This window comes from Streptomyces sp. CB02009 (genome assembly GCF_001905825.1).
Taxonomy (GTDB): Bacteria; Actinomycetota; Actinomycetes; order Streptomycetales; family Streptomycetaceae; genus Streptomyces.
Genome location: NZ_LIVV01000003.1, coordinates 548087 through 564611, shown reverse-complemented (window position 1 = coordinate 564611; position 16525 = coordinate 548087). Strand labels below are relative to the sequence as shown.

The following is a 16525-nucleotide window of genomic DNA, read 5'->3' as shown; positions in this document are numbered from 1 at the left end:
ACTTCTGCATTGACTCGCTCATCGGCCGCACCTAGCTTCTGGCGGCACCAGACCTCGAGAAAGGTGTCGCGTCATGACCATGGAGGCATTCCCGGGGCGGCGTGCGACGGTCGGCGGGCTCATCGCCGTCGCGCTCGCCCTCGCCGGCAGCGTCGTCCTCCCCACCGCGCCCGCCTCGGCCGCCGGGAGCACCACCTACGTGGACTGTTCGCGCCCGGCCGCCGGCGACGGCAGCCAGGCCTCGCCGCTGAACAGCATCGCCCAGGCCAACGGGCGGACGTACGCGGCCGGGGACACCCTCGCCTTCGCGTCCGGCACCCTCTGCACCGGGTCCCTCGCCCCCCGGGGCAGCGGCACCGCAACCGCCCCCATCACACTGACGCGTTACGGCACCGGCGCGCTGCCCGTGATCGACGGCGGCGGCGCACCGGACGCCGTCTCCCTGACCGATCAGGACCACTGGCGGATCAGCGAACTGAAGCTGACGAACCCCGCCGCCTCCCTCGCCCGCCGTACCGGACTGCGGATCTCCGCGACCGACGGGAAGGCGCACCGCGGCTTCGACATCGGGAACCTGGTCGTCGACCGTGTCGCAGGCCAGACGAGCAAGAACAGCCCGACCACCGAGGACTTCGTCCAGTCCGCCGGGATCGTCACGGGGGCGAGCGGCACCGGCTCGACCCTCCACGACGTCCGCGTCCACCACAACCAGATCTCCAACACCGGCGGGGGCGGCCTCAAGATCCGCGTCGGCGCCCTGGCGGTCAAGGGCTCCGGCGTCCTCATCGAGCACAACGTCGTCAAGGACGTCGGGGGCGACGGCATCATCGCGAGCTACGCCGACGCGCCCCTGATCCAGTACAACAACGCCTCCGGCGTCGGCAACGGCGTCTACCCCTTCTCCGGCGGCAACTTCGCCGGCGTCTGGGTGCTCGGCGACCACAACCCGACCATCCAGTACAACGCGGTGTACGGGATCACCAGGATGTCCGTGGCCGACAGCCAGGCCTTCGACTGCGACTGGGGCAACACCGGCACCTGTCTGATCCAGTACAACTTCAGCCGCGACAACATCGGCGGCTTCTTCCTCGACTGCGACGGGTGCGGCACCATCGGCGGTGCCCAGCAGGTCATCCGCTACAACGTCTCCGAGAACGACTGCCGGATGAGCAGCGTCAGCGCGGGCCGGTCCGCGCTGCGCATGTACAACAACGTCCTCTACTGCACGGACAAGAAGTTCAGCATCACCCTGCCCGACGAGAGCGTCGTCGAGAACAACATCTGGGTGGGCACGACCGACTCCCGGCTGCCGACGGCCGCGGGGATCTCCTGGCTCTGGAACGTCTTCCAGGGCGTGCCGAGGCCGACCGCCAACGGCATCGTGGGCGACCCGCACTTCGTGAACCCCGGTACGGGCGGCGACTCGCTGGCCTCCGCCGACGGGTACCGGCTCCGCTCCACGTCGCCGGCGCTGAACAACGGCTCCGTGATCAGCGGCAGCGGGGGCCGCGACTACTGGGGGAACCCGGTGTCCGCGACCGCCAAGCCGCACCGCGGCGCGTACAACGGCCCCGGGTTGTAACCCGCCCGCACCCCCGGCGCGCACGTGCCGGTGCCGGGGGTGTCCGTCGTCGCCGGCCATGGGGCGAAGCACGGCAGAGGGGTACGCCGGGGAGCGGCCAGGCCTCTTCTGAGGGGGCGACAAACCTGTTGCCCGGTTTGCGGGTTGGGATCGACCATGGAACAGGGGGCACCCGCCCGCGCCTTCGGTCTCCCTTCAACTCGCCTCACCCGTAAGCGTTCCGTACCCCTCCAGGAGGCCTCCCGGTCACCCAGCCGCGTCGAAGCGCTCAGAGACATACGCAAAGCCCGTACAATACCAAGCAGTCGGTTTTGATTCGTCGAACGGAACGGCGCGACGGGGCGGGCACGCCGGTGCCACCGCGACGCACGGTGCTACGGGAGCCACGGGTGACCAAACAAGAGCGGGCCGCGCGGACCCGCGAGGCGCTGATCACGTCTGCGGCCAGGGAGTTCGACCAGCACGGCTACACCCTGGCCAAGCTGTCGGCGATCAGCACGGGCGCGGGGGTGAGCCCCGGTGCGCTCCACTTCCACTTCGAGAACAAGCCCGCGGTGGCCGCAGCCGTCGAGCACGAGGCGTCCACGGCCCTGCGCAGGACGGCCCGGACCGTGTACCGGCAGGAGTCCGACGCGCTGCAGAACCTCGTCGACACCACGCACTCCCTGGCCCGGCTGCTCCGTGACGACGTCGTCGTCCGCGCGGGGTACCGGCTCAGCTGCTCCCGGGGCTGCCGTACGGATCTGAATCTGCGCCAGGAATGGCAGAGCTGCGTCCAGCAGCGGCTCGCGGAGGCGGCCGACGAGGGCCTGCTCGCCACCGGCCACGGCGGTCAGCAGGACCTGGTGCGCACGGTGGTGGCCGCCACCGTGGGTCTGGAGGCACTGTGCCGGGAGAACGGCGAGTGGCTGTCCCCCGGCACCGTCACCGGACTGTGGCGCACGCTCCTGCCGGTGCTGGCCGCCCCCGGAGCACTCGCCGGCCTGGAACCGGCGGGCAGTCGGGCCGTTCCCGCCGCGCGTGCTCCGGTGGGCTGATTCAGAGCGCGGTCCCTCCCGTGGCGTCCACGTACTGGCCGGTGATCCAGCGCGCGTCGTCGGAGACGAGGAAGCCGACCACGTCCGCGATGTCGTCCGGCGCCCCGAGGCGGTTGAAGACCGAGAGCGCCGCCAGGGCCGCGCTCGCCTCCGGGGTCGCCCGGCGCCGCGCGTTCATGTCCGTCGCGATGTAGCCGGGGGCCACGGCGTTGACCGTGATCCCCCGTGGCCCCAGCTGTTTCGCGAGGGCGAGGGTCATGGTGTCGACGGCACCCTTGGTCATCGCGTAGGTGACCGAGTCGGGGAAGGCGTGCTTCGTCACGGCCGAGGAGATGTTGACGATCCGCCCGCCGTCCCGCAGCCGGTCGAGGCCCCGCTGGACGAGGAAGAGCGGGGCCTTCACGTTGATGGTGAACAGCCGGTCGAACACCTCGGGGGTGAGCTGCTGGATGCGGCCCGAACCGCTGGCGGCGGCGTTGTTCACGAGGATGTCGAACCCGGGGTCCTCGCCGCGCTCCGCGAGACCCGCGTCCAGTCCGGCGTAGAAGGTGTCGACGGCGTCGGGTGCCTCGAGGTCCGCGCGGAACGCGAAGGCCCGGCCGCCCCGTTCCTCGATGAGCCCCACCGTCTCGCGGGCGGCCTCCTCGTTGCTGCCGTAGTGGACGGCCACCAGGGCTCCGTCCCGGGCCAGCCGCTGGGCGATGCCTCTTCCGATGCCTCGGCTCGCCCCTGTGACGATCGCGGTCCTGCCGGCCAACGCGGACATGTCGGTGGCGCCTTCCTTCTGTTCAGGAGTGGTCGAGCTGTTCAGGAGTGGTCGAGGAGGCCGCGGTACCACGGGAGGTGGCGCGCGAAGCCCTCGGTGAAGCCCGGCCCCGGGTCGCAGCCGAGCTCCCGCCAGGGGCGGTCGTCCGCGAACCAGTGGTCGGTGGCGAGCATGTCCAGGTGGTGCTGCGCGAAGGGGACCGCGGCGAACAGCGCACGGGCGGCGGCGACGTCCACCCCCGCGCCCCGGACCGTCCCGGTCCGTCGGGCGAGCAGTTCCTCGCCGGCCGCGAGCAGTTCCCCGACCGGGACCGGGTCGGGGTGCTGGACGTAGTACGCGCCCGGCTCGGTCGCCGGCGAGAGCGCGGCGCCGAGCAGGGCGCCCGCCAGGCTGTCGACGTCGATCAGGGAGTGCAGCGAGGTGCCCCCGTCGAGGGGGCCGGGCAGGGCGCCGAGGAGCCGGACCAGTCCGGGGATCACCTGCCGGTCCCCCGACCCGTAGACGAGATGGGGCCGCAGGACGGTCCCGCCGGCGTCCATGACGTGCCGGTCGCCCGCCGCCCGGGTGCGGCTCGTCGCCGAGACCGGCGCCGACGGCAGGGTGCCGGGGGCGGCGGCCCGGAAGGGGCCGCGGCCGTGGACGGACGCGGTGCTCAGCGAGACGATCCGGGTCACCCCGGCCGCCGCGGCCGCGTCCACCAGGGCGCGGGTGCCCTCGTCGTTGACCGCGCGGGCCGTCGCCGCGTCGCCGCCGATCGCCGAGGCGCAGTGGATCAGGACGTCGGTCCCCGCGCAGGCGCGACGGAGCGAGACGGGATCCCTGAGGTCGCCGGGGACGGTCTCCCTCCCCGGTCCCGAGAACTCCACCGGGACGGCCGCCGGCGTACGGGCGAGCAGACGGACATGCGCGGGCTCCTCCGCCGTCGCCGCCGCGGACGCCACCCGGGCGCCGATGAATCCGGTCGCGCCGGTGATCAGAATGCGAGGGCCCATCGTTCCGTTCCGGTTCAGCCTGCCAGCCGGCCGTCGAGGCCGGCTCCGGCCACCGCGAGGTCCGGGGACGGGGAGGTGAGCGTACACACGAAGACCGGCGCGCCCTCCTGCCGGCCCGTGACCCGGACCGCGGTCGTCGAGCGGTCGGGGGTGGGCACGACCTCGGCCTCGATCCAGCAGGGGCTGTCGAGTTCGGCGTAGCGCTCGAAGGAGACGTTCACGGCGGTGGGGAGGAACACACCGCCGGTCGTCATCGTCGCGGCCTGCCGGGCGGCTTCGAGGAGCATCATCCCGGGCGCGTGGTCGTTCTGGCGCCGGAAGAGCGTGGAGTGGTCGGTGTCGACCCTCAGCCGCCACTGGCCGGCCCGGGTGCCCGGGCCGAGGACGACGTCCTGCGGGCGGCGGCGGCCCACCAGATGCGGAGCGACCCCCTGGACCAGGGGGACGGGTCTGCCGAGCGCCGCCATCCGGTCGCCGCGGAGGCGTCGGTAGGCGGCGGCCGAGGTGTACCCGGCGAGGCCGCCGCCGGTGGCGAGCGGGCGGCCGCCCCGGGTGAGCCGCACGAGAGTGGGCAGGTTCCTGGCACGGCCCCGGCGGGTGCCCAGTTCGGGGAAGTGGATGTCCACGGTGACGTTCGACGGGAGGCCGTTGACGGCGAGGGCCGCGGGGTCGGCGGCGAAATGGAGGTCCCACATGACGAACTGGTCGTCCACGGGTACCCCCAATTCCGCATGAGCGACGAGCATGGTGGCCTGGCGTATCGTCTCGGCCACCAGAACGGGGTCGTGCCGGTCCCCGGCCACCGGAGAGAAGAAGGGATGTGAGGCGGGCCAGTGAGCAGAGACGGAGAATCGGTTCTCTCCCCGCTGCGTCCAGCCGGTGGGAAAGATGTCGGCGGGGTCCGCTCGGTGGACGAACTCCCCGGGGACGTGCGTCGTCGCTCCTCGGCGGTTCTGATCCATGGTTCCCCCTCGCGTCCCCGCGCACCCCTGGGCGGCAGACCCGCCCTCAATAGAATACGTACAGCGCGGTTTTCTTTTCAATGCTTCACGTCACACGTCGAGCACAGTCAGCGATACAGCAGGAGGCGCCTTGGCACAGCAAGCGCGTGCAATCCGAACCCGGCGGGCGATCCTGGAGTCGGCCGCGGCCGTCTTCGCGGAGCGTGGCTACGAGCGCACGACCATCGGGGAGATCTTGGTGCGCGCCGGGGTGACCAAGGGGGCTCTGTATTTCCACTTTGCTTCCAAGGAAGATCTGGCCCTCGGCGTGCTCGACGCCCAGATGCTCGACGAACCCCTCACGCCGCAGCCCGTGAAGCTCCAGGAGCTGGTGGACCAGGGCTTCCTGCTCGCCCACCGGCTGCAGCGTGACGCGCTGGTGCGGGCGAGTGTCGCGCTGGCCCTCGACAGCGGCGCCACCGGGGTCGACCGGGCGGCTCCGTTCAAGGCCTGGATCGATCAGGTCTCGGAGGTCCTGACGGTGGCGAAGGCCCGCGGCGAGCTCCTCGTCCATGTCGACGTGACGGACACGGCCGAGCTGTTCTCGGGCGCCTTCGCGGGCATCCAGACGATGTCCCAGATCCTGTGCGATCGCAAAGACCTTACCCATCGCGTTCTGGTGCTGCTTCGCCACGTGCTGCCGACGATCTGTACCCCGGCCCTGCTGACCACGCTCGAGATGACCGAGGAGCGCGCCCGACGGCTGGCCGCCGAGTACGACCTTCAGCGGCTCAAGAGGGGGGAAGGAAACCTCGCGGACACGTCTGGTTAAGAAAACCGACCAACCGGTCCCCTGAGCGCCCCGACGCAGATCAGCGTCGGGGCGCTCTGGCGTCATGGCACTGAGTGTGTTTTGCTGAGGGTACTCAGTGCCACAAGCGTCTAGGGGAGCTCCACATCATGGGCAAGGACTTCGACCTGTATCGGCCCTCCGAGGAGCACGACATGCTCCGGGAGTCGGTGCGTGCGCTCGCGGAGGCGAAGATCGTGCCGTTCGCCGCGGCGGTGGACGAGGAGGGCCGGTTCCCGCAGGAGGCCCTGGACGCGCTGGTCGCCAACGACCTGCACGCGGTGCACGTGCCGGAGGCCTACGGCGGCGCGGGCGCGGACGCGCTCGCCACGGTGATCGTGATCGAGGAGGTCGCCCGTGCGTGCGGTTCGTCCTCGCTGATCCCGGCGGTCAACAAGCTGGGCTCGCTGCCGGTGATCCTGTCCGGCTCCGAGGAACTCAAGCACAAGTACCTCGGCCCGCTGGCCAAGGGCGACGCGATGTTCTCCTACGCCCTCTCGGAGCCCGACGCGGGCTCGGACGCGGCCGGGATGAAGACCCGCGCCGTGCGCGACGGCGACTTCTGGGTCCTCAACGGCGTCAAGCGGTGGATCACCAACGCCGGCGTCTCCGAGTACTACACCGTGATGGCCGTCACCGACCCCGACAAGCGCTCCAAGGGCATCTCCGCCTTCGTCGTGGAGAAGTCCGACGAGGGCGTGTCCTTCGGCGCCCCGGAGAAGAAGCTCGGCATCAAGGGCTCCCCGACCCGCGAGGTCTACCTCGACAACGTCCGCATCCCCGCGAGCCGCATGATCGGCGCCGAGGGCACCGGCTTCGCCACCGCGATGAAGACCCTCGACCACACCCGCATCACCATCGCCGCCCAGGCCATCGGCATCGCCCAGGGCGCCCTGGACTACGCCAAGGGCTACGTCACCGAGCGCAAGCAGTTCGGCAAGCCCATCGCCGACTTCCAGGGCGTCCAGTTCATGCTCGCCGACATGGCCATGAAGCTCGAAGCGGCCCGCCAGCTCACCTACGCCGCCGCCGCGAAGTCCGAGCGCGTCTCCGCCGGAGGCGACAAGGAGGACCTCACCTTCTTCGGCGCCGCCGCCAAGTGCTTCGCCTCCGACGTCGCCATGGAGGTCACCACCGACGCCGTCCAGCTCCTCGGCGGCTACGGCTACACCCGCGACTACCCCGTCGAGCGCATGATGCGCGACGCCAAGATCACCCAGATCTACGAGGGCACCAACCAGGTCCAGCGCATCGTCATGGCCCGCAACCTCCCTTAATCGTCAGTCACTTGAAAGGAGCCAGGCCGTGACCCTGAGGATCGCTGTCTGTGTGAAGTACGTACCCGACGCGACCGGCGACCGCGGTTTCGCCGACGACCTGACGGTCGACCGCGACGAGGTCGACGGCCTGCTGTCGGAGCTCGACGAGTACGCCGTCGAGCAGGCCCTGCGGATCTCCGAGGAGTCCGACGACGCCGAGGTCACCGTCGTCACGGTCGGCCCGGACGACGCCAAGGACGCGCTGCGCAAGGCGCTGTCGATGGGCGCCGACAAGGCCGTCCACGTCAACGACGAGGACATCCACGGCTCCGACGTGATCGCCACCTCGGCGATCCTCGCCAAGGCCCTGGAGAAGACCGGCTTCGACCTGGTCGTCTGCGGCATGGCCTCGACCGACGGCACCATGGGCGTGCTGCCGGCGCTGCTCGCCGAGCGGCTGAGCCTGCCGCAGGTCACCCTGCTGTCGGAGCTCTCCGTCGAGGACGGTCTCGTGAAGGGCCGTCGCGACGGCGACGCCGCCACCGAGCTCCTGGAGGCCCCGCTGCCGGCGGTCGTCTCGGTGACCGACCAGTCCGGCGAGGCCCGCTACCCCTCCTTCAAGGGGATCATGGCGGCCAAGAAGAAGCCGGTCCAGGAGCTGGACCTGGACGACCTGGACATCGACGCCGACGAGGTGGGCCTCGCCGGGGCGTGGACCCTCGTCGACGCGGTGGCCGCGCGGCCGGCCCGCACCAAGGGCACGATCGTCACGGACGAGGGCGACGGCGGCAAGCAGCTGGCCGCCTTCCTCGCCACCCAGAAGTTCATCTGACCGACCGTCAGCCTGACACCCCACAGGAGCAACGAATCATGGCTGAGATCCTGGTTCTCGTGGACCACGCCGACGGTGCGGTCCGCAAGCCGGCCCTCGAACTGCTGACCCTGGCCCGCCGCATCGGCGAGCCCTCGGCGGTCGTGCTCGGCGCCGGCGAGGCCGCGGCCTCGATCGCCGCCACCGCCGGCGAGTACGGCGCCGCGACCGTGTACGTCGCGGACGGCGCCGAGTTCACCGAGCAGCTCGTCGTGCCGAAGGTCGACGCGCTCACCCAGCTCGCGAAGGAGAAGGGGGCGGCCGCCGTCCTGGTGACCTCCTCCGGCGAGGGCAAGGAGATCGCGGCCCGTGTCGCGCTCCGCCTCGGCTCCGGTCTGATCACCGACGCCGTGGAGCTGGAGGCCGGCGAGACCGGCCCGGTCGCCACGCAGTCCGTCTTCGCCGCCTCGTACCAGGTGCGCTCGACGGTCACGCACGGCGTGCCGGTCATCACGGTCAAGCCGAACTCCGCCGCTCCGGAGGCCTCTTCGGCCGCCGGCACGGTCGAGAACGTCACCGTCTCCTTCACCGGCAACGCCGCCAGGGTCGTCGCGCGCACCCCGCGCGTCTCCACCGGCCGCCCGGAGCTGACCGAGTCCGCGATCGTGGTCTCGGGTGGCCGGGGTGTCGGCGCGGCCGAGGGCTTCGCGGTCGTCGAGAAGCTGGCCGACTCGCTCGGTGCGGCCGTCGGCGCCTCGCGCGCCGCGGTGGACGCCGGCTGGTACCCGCACTCCAACCAGGTCGGCCAGACCGGCAAGCAGGTCTCGCCGCAGCTGTACGTCGCGGCGGGCATTTCCGGCGCGATCCAGCACCGGGCCGGCATGCAGACGTCGAAGACGATCGTCGCGGTCAACAAGGACCCCGAGGCCCCGATCTTCGACCTGGTGGACTACGGCGTGGTCGGCGACCTCTTCGAGGTGCTGCCGCAGCTGACGGACGAGATCGGCGCCCGCTGACCCGTCCGCACCGGATGACGCGGAAGGGGCGGGTGGTGGCACTCTGTGCCACCACCCGCCCCTTCCGTCTGTCCCGCGCGACGGTCCGGCGGGTCAGATCCACCCGTCGAGGGGGACCTCCTCGCAGAGCCGGACGACCGGCCTGCGACCGGTCACGCCGACCCCGGAGGCGACCTTGACCCGGACGCCGGGGCGCACCGCGTGCAGCGGCCCGTCGACCCGGCAGCGGACGGTGAAGCCCTCCGTCATGTACACCGGCCAGAGGTCGGCATCGGCGGCGGCGACCCCGCGCCGTACGGAGATCACGCCCTCGCCCTCGCTGAGTTCGGGGTTGAGATCGGTCGACCCGCAGGTCGGACAGAGCAGTCGCTGGAACGTCGTGGTGTGGCACCAGCGGCAGCGCTGGAAGTAGAGCTCGGCGTCGGGGCCCGCCTCCTCGGCGGCCTGGACGGCGGTCCCGCTCCTCAGTCCCGTGTGGAACACGATGCCTTCTCCTCGCACTCGGCGGCTCGACCGTGCATGGAGCAAAGATATGGCACTGAGTGCCATCAAATAAAGACCTGAGTTCCCTGAATTAGAGATACCGCGATCCCTGGGGCGGCTCTCAGCTCTCGCCGAGGCTCGACTCCACCTCGCGCACCACGCGCCACATGGGGGTGGACCGCTTCGTGATCACCACGACCACGTCCTCGGCCTCCTCGGCCGGCGCGGCCGCGACCGCGTCGGGGCTCCAGGTGCCGCGGACGAACTCCAGGGCGCTGTCCACCTCCGCCAGCGGGTCGCCCTCGCCTCCGGAGCGGAGCCAGTGCCGCAGGGCGTGGTTGTGGGCGGCGACCACGGCCGCCGCGGCCACGTTGGCCCGCAGGGTGCCGTCCCTGCGGTCGGCCCAGCGGGTGCGCAGGTAGTCGCCCAGGGTCTTCTCGTACCGCCAGACCACCGACAGCTCGTACGTGCGCAGCCCGGTCACCTCGCGGGTGAGCCGGTAGCGATGCACGGAGAAGGTCGGGTTCTCGGCGTACATCCGCATGACGAGCCGGGCGGCGCCGCAGACCCGGACCATGGGGTCGTCGGAGTCGGCGCTCGCCGCGAGGAAGCGGGTCATGTCGGCGAGGCACTGCTCGTGGTCGGGGAAGACCACGTCCTCCTTCGACGGGAAGTACCGGAAGAAGGACCGACGCCCGACGCCCGCGAGGGTGACGATGTCGTCGACCGTGGTCTGCTCGTAGCCCCGCTCGAGAAAGAGCTGGAAGGCCGCGGCGATGAGGGAGTCCCGCATCGCGGGCTTCGTGGAGTTCGTCGACGCTGATCCGGCTGTTCCCATGGCCCGAACCTAACACCCGGAAGGCCACCACGCGGCACTAGGTGCCGGAACGACCCGGCACCGAGTGCTGTAGCGAGGGTACGGAGGCCCGGAGGCGGGTGCGCCAGGGCTCAGCGGGCGCTCATCCGGAGGGCGCCGTCCATGCGGATCGTCTCGCCGTTGAGGTAGTCGTGCTCGGCGATCATCGTCACCAGGCGGGCGTACTCCTCCGGGCGCGCGAGCCGCTGCGGGAAGGTGACGCTGGCGGCGAGACCGGCCCGGACGTCCTCCCCGAATCCGGCCATCATCGGGGTGTCGACGATCCCGGGGGCGACGGTGACGACCCTGATGCCGAACTGCGCCAGGTCGCGGGCGGCGGTGACCGTCATACCGGCGACGCCCGCCTTGGAGGCGGCGTAGGCGATCTGGCCGACCTGGCCCTCGAAGGCCGCGCTCGAGGCGGTGTTGACGACCAGACCGCGCTGTCCGTGCTCGTCGGGCTCGTGCCGGGCGATGGCCTCGGCGGCGAGCCGCATCACGTTGAACGTGCCGATCAGGTTGACGCCGACGACGGCCCGGAACAGGTCGAGGTCGTGCGGTCCCTTGCGGCCCAGGATGCGGGCCGAGGGCGCAATGCCGGCGCAGTTCACGGCGATCCGCAGCTCGGCGCCGTCGGCGTCGATCGCCGCGAGGGCCTCGCGGACCTGCTGCTCGTCGGTGACGTCCGCGGCGAGCAGCCGGACGCCCTCGGGCTGCTGCCCGGCAGCGGCCACGGCCGTGTCCAGGTCGAGTCCGTAGACCGTGGCGCCCCGGGCGGCGAGCGCCGCGGCGGTGGCGGCGCCGAGACCGGAAGCGGCACCGGTGACGAGAGCGGCGGAGCCGGCGATGTCCATGGAACTCCTCGTGCGTGTCGTGCGGGTGCGACCCTGCCGCCGGGTTGGCCGCCGGATCGGGCGCGTGCCCGCGGGGGACCGCGCGGTCCGCGCGATCTGCGCCGCCCACCATAGAACCGCAGGCCGCGCCCCCGGAAGCGGAACCGGGAGGGCCGTCCGAAGGTGATCGCGGAAACGACGCCGTCGTGGAACTCCTCGCGGCCGGAGGGGCTTCGGCCCGGTCCCGCGGACCGGCGGCCGCGGGGTACGGGCGGCCCGGGGGGTCAACCGATCGGATGACCCCGGGGTCCACCGTTGCGGGCGCCGCGGGCAGCCGGGACGACGACCGGAGGGGGCGGGGGACGGCTCCAGGATGGAGGAGAAGCGGGCCGCGGAGCACCGACGGCCCCCGCTGTCCCCCGAGTTCACTGGAGCAGATCCCATGAAGCACGTGAAGAAGACCTCGCGCACCCGTCTCGTCACCGGTGGCGCGGTCGTCGCCGCGCTCGCCCTCGGTGGCTTCGGTGCCTACTCGGCCAGCGCGACCGGTGAGGACACGGCGGCCGCCCCCGCCGCCGCGGTCTCGGCGGCGGACGCCAAGAACAAGAACACCACGCGGTCGACGCACCTGACGATCGATGCCGCGACGAAGGCCGCGCAGGCGACGCTCGACGCCGCCGAGAAGGAGAACCAGCGCGTCTCCGTCGCCGTCGTCGACCGCAACGGCAACACCCTCGTCACCCTCCGCGGCGACGGCGCGGGCCCGCAGTCCTACGAGTCGGCCGAGAAGAAGGCCTTCACCGCCGTCTCCTGGAACGCCCCGACCTCCGTCCTCTCCGGCCGCCTCGCCCAGGCCCCCCACCTCAAGGACATCCCCGGCACCCTCTTCCTCGCCGGCGGCGCCCCCGTGACCGCCAAGGGCGCGCCCATCGCCGGCATCGGCGTCGCGGGCGCCCCCTCGGGCGACCTCGACGAGAAGTTCGCCCAGGCCGGCGTCGCCGCCCTCGGCAAGTAACCACCGCGGTAACCGCCGCGGTCCGGCGCCCGCACCCGCGCTCGTACGAGGAAGGCCCCCATGAACGCGCTCGACGACACCCTCCTGGCGGCCGCCGCGCGGGGTGACACCCCGGCCGTCCGCGCGGCCCTCACCGCGGGCGCCCGGGTCGGGGCCCTGGACCGGCGCCGCCGCACCCCGCTGCTGCACGCGGCCCGGCACGACCACGTCGACACCGCCCGCGTCCTCCTCGCCGCGGGCGCGGACCCGAACGCCCAGGACGACCGGTGCGACAGCCCCTGGCTGGTCACCGGCGTCACGGGCGGCGTCGCCATGATGCGGACCCTGCTCCCGGCGGGCCCGGACCTGGGTCTCACGAACCGCTACGGCGGTACGGCCCTGATCCCGGCGGCCGAGCGGGGCCACGTGGCCTACGTCCGGGCCGTCCTCGCGGAGACGGCCGTCGACGTGGACCACGTCAACCGGCTGGGCTGGACGGCCCTCCTGGAGGCCGTGATCCTCGGTACGGGCGGCCGCGCGCACCAGGACGTCGTCGCCCTCCTCCTGGCGGCGGGCGCCGACCCCGGAATCCGCGACCCGCACGGCGACACGGCCCTCGACCACGCCGTCCGGCACGGCCTCACGGAGATCGCCGACCTCCTCGGGAGTGCTCCCGGCGCTCGCGCCGGAAGCGCCCCCGGGGCGGGTCGGCGGAGCTCCGTCACGGCTGGGCGAGCCCCCGGCTGATCACGAGGCGCTGGATCTGGTTGGTGCCCTCGAAGATCTGGGTGATCTTGGCTTCGCGCATGTAGCGCTCGACCGGGAAGTCGCGCGTGTAGCCGTAGCCGCCGAGGACCTGGACCGCGTCCGTCGTGACCTTCATGGCCGTGTCGGTGGCGATGAGCTTGGCCGCGCTGGCCTGGCGGCTGAAGGGGCGGCCGAGGTCGCGGCGGCGGGCCGCGTCCAGGTAGGTGGCGCGGGCGGCGTCGACGGCGGCGGCCATGTCGGCGAGGAGGAAGCCGAGGCCCTGGTGGTCGATGATCCGGCGGCCGAAGGTCGTGCGCTCGTTGGCGTACGCCACGGCGGCGTCGAGGGCGGCCTGGGCGAGGCCCGTGGCGCAGGCGGCGATGCCGAGGCGGCCGCTGTCGAGGGCACTGAAGGCGATCTGGAGGCCCTGGCCCTCGTCGCCGACGAGCCGGTCGGCGTCGAGGAGCGCGCCGTCCCAGTAGGCGGAGGTGGTCGGGACGGCCTGGAGGCCCATCTTGCGCTCGGGGGCGCCGAAGCTGAGACCGTCGGCGGCGCCGGGGGCGAGGAAGCAGGAGATGCCGTGGCTGCCGGGGGCGGTCCTGGCGAAGAGCGCGTAGAAGTCGGCCCGGCCGCCGTGGGTGATCCACGCCTTGGTGCCGGTGATGCGGTACCCGCTGCCGTCGTCCTGCCGCTCGGCCTTGCAGGCGAGGGCGGCCGCGTCGGAGCCGGCCTGCGGTTCGGAGAGGCTGTAGCCGCCGATGGTGCGGCCCTCCAGCATCTCGGGCAGCCACCGCTCCTTCTGCTCGGCGGTGCCGAAGGTGTGGAGCGGGTGGCAGGCGAGGGTGTGGACGCTGGTGGCGACGGCGACGGCCGCCCACCGGGCGGCGAGCTCCTCGAGAACCTGCAGGTAGACCTCGTACGGCTGACCTCCGCCGCCGTACTCCTCCGGGTACGGGAGTCCGAGCAGCCCGGCCTCGCCGAGGGTGGCGAACAGCCCTTCGGGGTACTTCTCGGCGGCCTCGTGCTCGTCCACCAGCGGAGAGAGCTCCTTGTCGGCGATCTCCCGGGTGAGGGCGATGAGGTCCGCTGCCTCGGGGGTGGGAAGCAGGCGGTCGACATCCATGGCGACTCCAGCGGCGCGCAAAGTGGTACTGGGGATGGTACTGCAGTACCGCTTAGAGTAGCGCAGATGGTTGCACCCACAACCCCCCTCGGACCGCCGGCCTGGAATACTGACCAGGTGATCGAGACCTCAGCCGCCGACGCCCTGAAGCTGACGGGCCGCGGAGCGGCGCGCCGCTCCGCCCTCTTCGAGGAGCTCGTCGCCCTCCTGGTCGGCGAGGGTTTCGCCCGGCTGACGCTCGACGACCTGGCCGCCCGCCTGCGCTGCTCGAAGCGGACGCTGTACGGCCTGGCCGGCAGCAAGGAGCAGCTGGTCCGGGCGGCGGTCGTGCACTTCTTCCGGCGCGCGACGGCCCGGGTCGAGGCGGTCCTGGCCGCCGCGAGCGACCCCGCCGAGCGGCTGGCCGCCTATCTGCGGGCGGTCTCGGCCGAGCTGGCGCCGGTCTCGCCGCAGTTCTTCGACGACGTCGCGGCCTTCGAGCCGGCCGCAGAGGTGTACGAGCGCAACACACGCGCGGCGGCGGGCCGGGTCCAGCAGCTGATCGAGGAGGGCGTCCGGGCCGGCGCCTTCCGCGAGGTCCACGTGACCTTCGCGGCCGACGTCATCTCCTCGGTGATGGTCCGCATCCAGCGCCGCCAGCTGGCCGCGGCGACCGGCCTCGCCGACGCCGAGGCGTACGAGCAGCTGGCCGAGCTGCTCCTCAGCGGCCTTCGCAGGGCCTGAGCCCGTGTTCAGGTCCTGAACGCTCCGGAGGCTTATTTCAGGATGTGAGTTAAAGCTCAAGAGAAGAGCGCGCCCGTGGTCCCGGCAGCGGTATGTTGCGGTCAGGACTACTTCACCTGGGGGCCCAAGTGACCATGCGGAACGGCCGCACCGTGCGGGATCTGCGACGCGAGAACCGCACCGCCGTCCTTCAGCGCCTCTACTTCGACGGGCCGCTGAGCCGCTTCTCGCTCGGCCCGGCCACCGGTCTCAGCTCGGGCTCCGTCAGCAACGTGGTCGCGGAGCTCGTCGCGGAGGGCCTCGTCGAGGAGGCGGGCAGCGTCGACTCGGCCGGCGGACGCCCCCGTACGCTGCTCCGGGTCTCCCCCGACAGCGGCTGCATGATCGGTGTCGACGTCGGCGAGACCCGGATCAGGATCGAGCTCTTCGACCTCACCCTCACCGAACTCGCGCGCACCGAACGCCCGTTGGCCGTCGACAGCGCGGACCCTCACGACCGGTACGAGGTCGGGGTCGTCGTCGACCACCTCCGGGAGGGCATCGCGGAGGTGATGCGGACCGCGGGCGTGCCCGCCGAGCGGCTCCTCGGCGTCGGGGTCGGCGTGCCCGGCATCGTCGCCCGCACCGCCGAGGACGGCGCGGTCGTGCACGGCCAGACCATCGGCTGGGACGCGGTCCCCCTGGAGCGGCTGCTGCGGGAGAGCGTGGAACTTCCGGCCTCGGTGCCGTACTGGATCGACAACGGCGCCAAGACCCTCGGCCAGGCCGAGATGTGGTTCGGGGCCGGCCGGGGCGCGCGCAGCGCGGTCGTGGTCCTGTTCGGTTCGGGCGTCGGCGCGTGCGTGGTCGACGACCCGATGGGACCGGGCCGGGCGATCGAGTGGGGCCATCTGACGGTACGGGTGCGGGGGCGCCGCTGCCGCTGCGGAGCCCAGGGCTGCCTGGAGGCGTACGCCGGGGCGGAGGCCCTCCTGGAGCGGTGGCGGGAGGCCGGCGGGGTGCCCCCGGCCGGCGCGGACGAGGAGACGGCACTGACGGCGATGCTGGCCGCGGCCTACCCGGCCGAACCCGGCACGGCTCCTGGGACGGGTCCCGGGACGGAGCCGGGAGCGGACCCCGGGACGGCGCCGCGAACCGAGCCGGACGCCACGGCGCTCGCCGTCCTGGCGGAGACCGCCGAGTACCTGGGCGCCGGATTCGCCGACCTCATCAACCTCTTCCAGCCCGAGCGCATCCTGGTCGGCGGCTGGGCCGGCCTCCAGCTCGGCACCCGCTTCCTCGAAACCGTCTCCGGCTACGCGAAGGAGTACGCGCTCACCTACCCGGCGGCCCGCGTCGCCATCGGCATGGGCACCCTCGGCCCCGATGCGGTCACGGTCGGCGCGGCGATCCTGCCGCTCGCGGACTTCTTCGCCCGGGGCGGCCGCCGGGCCGAGACGGAGACGGTCGAGGAGCAGCCGGCCTGGGCGTCGACCGTACGGGACCGGGAGGCGCACTGACCGCGCGCCTCCC

General features: G+C 72.4%; 17 protein-coding genes. 10 read left to right on the top strand and 7 right to left on the bottom strand.

The window, feature by feature from the left end:
* Window positions 1-73 precede the first annotated feature (73 nt).
* Together AMK27_RS15235 and AMK27_RS15230 are read left to right on the top strand one after the other, a co-directional pair.
* A complete protein-coding gene (locus AMK27_RS15235; RefSeq protein WP_073906873.1) occupies window positions 74-1582 on the top strand; it encodes a right-handed parallel beta-helix repeat-containing protein in 1509 nt (502 codons plus the stop codon).
* Between the two features lie 389 nt (window positions 1583-1971).
* Window positions 1972-2619 (top strand): ScbR family autoregulator-binding transcription factor, encoded by a 648-nt coding sequence (locus tag AMK27_RS15230; RefSeq protein ID WP_073906870.1) that lies wholly within the window; start codon window positions 1972-1974, stop codon window positions 2617-2619.
* 1 nt (window position 2620) lies between these two features.
* Here AMK27_RS15230 and AMK27_RS15225 read toward each other — a convergent pair whose 3' ends face one another.
* From AMK27_RS15225 to AMK27_RS15215, 3 genes are read right to left on the bottom strand one after another with little or no spacing between them, the layout of a single operon-like run.
* Window positions 2621-3385 carry an SDR family oxidoreductase gene (locus AMK27_RS15225; protein ID WP_073906868.1) on the bottom strand — a complete coding sequence of 255 codons (765 nt, stop codon included), beginning with the start codon at window positions 3383-3385 and terminating at the stop codon, window positions 2621-2623.
* 41 nt (window positions 3386-3426) lie between these two features.
* Window positions 3427-4377: an NAD-dependent epimerase/dehydratase family protein gene (locus AMK27_RS15220; RefSeq protein WP_073906866.1), complete on the bottom strand. Its 951-nt coding sequence runs from the start codon at window positions 4375-4377 to the stop codon at window positions 3427-3429.
* Between the two features lie 14 nt (window positions 4378-4391).
* Complete coding sequence (locus AMK27_RS15215) at window positions 4392-5339, bottom strand: ScbA/BarX family gamma-butyrolactone biosynthesis protein (protein WP_073906864.1); 948 nt, start codon at window positions 5337-5339, stop codon at window positions 4392-4394.
* Between the two features lie 130 nt (window positions 5340-5469).
* On the opposite strand from AMK27_RS15215, the gene AMK27_RS15210 reads away from it, so the two are divergent.
* The 4 genes from AMK27_RS15210 to AMK27_RS15195 all read left to right on the top strand — a co-directional run bounded on the left by AMK27_RS15210 (window position 5470) and on the right by AMK27_RS15195 (window position 9254).
* Window positions 5470-6150 carry a ScbR family autoregulator-binding transcription factor gene (locus tag AMK27_RS15210; protein ID WP_073906861.1) on the top strand — a complete coding sequence of 227 codons (681 nt, stop codon included), beginning with the start codon at window positions 5470-5472 and terminating at the stop codon, window positions 6148-6150.
* A gap of 128 nt (window positions 6151-6278) precedes the next feature.
* Window positions 6279-7445 carry an acyl-CoA dehydrogenase family protein gene (locus AMK27_RS15205; protein WP_107425576.1) on the top strand — a complete coding sequence of 389 codons (1167 nt, stop codon included), beginning with the start codon at window positions 6279-6281 and terminating at the stop codon, window positions 7443-7445.
* Window positions 7446-7473: 28 nt separating this feature from the next.
* Window positions 7474-8259, top strand: a complete 786-nt coding sequence (locus AMK27_RS15200; protein WP_073906858.1) for an electron transfer flavoprotein subunit beta/FixA family protein — start codon at window positions 7474-7476, stop codon at window positions 8257-8259.
* Between the two features lie 38 nt (window positions 8260-8297).
* Window positions 8298-9254 (top strand): electron transfer flavoprotein subunit alpha/FixB family protein, encoded by a 957-nt coding sequence (locus AMK27_RS15195; RefSeq protein ID WP_073906855.1) that lies wholly within the window; start codon window positions 8298-8300, stop codon window positions 9252-9254.
* A gap of 93 nt (window positions 9255-9347) precedes the next feature.
* On the opposite strand, the gene AMK27_RS15190 is transcribed toward AMK27_RS15195, so the two are convergent.
* From AMK27_RS15190 to AMK27_RS15180, 3 genes are all read right to left on the bottom strand, one after another.
* Window positions 9348-9737: a zinc ribbon domain-containing protein gene (locus AMK27_RS15190; protein WP_073906853.1), complete on the bottom strand. Its 390-nt coding sequence runs from the start codon at window positions 9735-9737 to the stop codon at window positions 9348-9350.
* A 121-nt stretch (window positions 9738-9858) separates the two neighbouring features.
* Window positions 9859-10575 carry a TetR family transcriptional regulator gene (locus tag AMK27_RS15185; protein ID WP_073906850.1) on the bottom strand — a complete coding sequence of 239 codons (717 nt, stop codon included), beginning with the start codon at window positions 10573-10575 and terminating at the stop codon, window positions 9859-9861.
* Between the two features lie 110 nt (window positions 10576-10685).
* A complete protein-coding gene (locus AMK27_RS15180; RefSeq protein ID WP_073906847.1) occupies window positions 10686-11447 on the bottom strand; it encodes an SDR family NAD(P)-dependent oxidoreductase in 762 nt (253 codons plus the stop codon).
* A 430-nt stretch (window positions 11448-11877) separates the two neighbouring features.
* Between AMK27_RS15180 and AMK27_RS15175 the strand changes: the two genes are divergently transcribed.
* On the top strand, window positions 11878-12441 hold the full coding sequence (locus tag AMK27_RS15175) for a GlcG/HbpS family heme-binding protein (protein WP_073907577.1): 564 nt from the start codon (window positions 11878-11880) through the stop codon (window positions 12439-12441).
* A gap of 60 nt (window positions 12442-12501) precedes the next feature.
* A complete protein-coding gene (locus AMK27_RS15170; protein WP_079188442.1) occupies window positions 12502-13167 on the top strand; it encodes an ankyrin repeat domain-containing protein in 666 nt (221 codons plus the stop codon).
* Here AMK27_RS15170 and AMK27_RS15165 read toward each other — a convergent pair.
* Window positions 13142-14290 carry an acyl-CoA dehydrogenase family protein gene (locus AMK27_RS15165; RefSeq protein WP_073906844.1) on the bottom strand — a complete coding sequence of 383 codons (1149 nt, stop codon included), beginning with the start codon at window positions 14288-14290 and terminating at the stop codon, window positions 13142-13144. The two genes, AMK27_RS15170 and AMK27_RS15165, sit on opposite strands and share 26 nt — an antisense overlap.
* Window positions 14291-14407: 117 nt before the next feature.
* On the opposite strand from AMK27_RS15165, the gene AMK27_RS15160 reads away from it, so the two are divergent.
* On the top strand, window positions 14408-15013 hold the full coding sequence (locus AMK27_RS15160) for a TetR/AcrR family transcriptional regulator (RefSeq protein WP_073906841.1): 606 nt from the start codon (window positions 14408-14410) through the stop codon (window positions 15011-15013).
* A 134-nt stretch (window positions 15014-15147) separates the two neighbouring features.
* Window positions 15148-16512 carry an ROK family transcriptional regulator gene (locus AMK27_RS15155; protein WP_073907574.1) on the top strand — a complete coding sequence of 455 codons (1365 nt, stop codon included), beginning with the start codon at window positions 15148-15150 and terminating at the stop codon, window positions 16510-16512.
* Window positions 16513-16525: the final 13 nt, after the last annotated feature.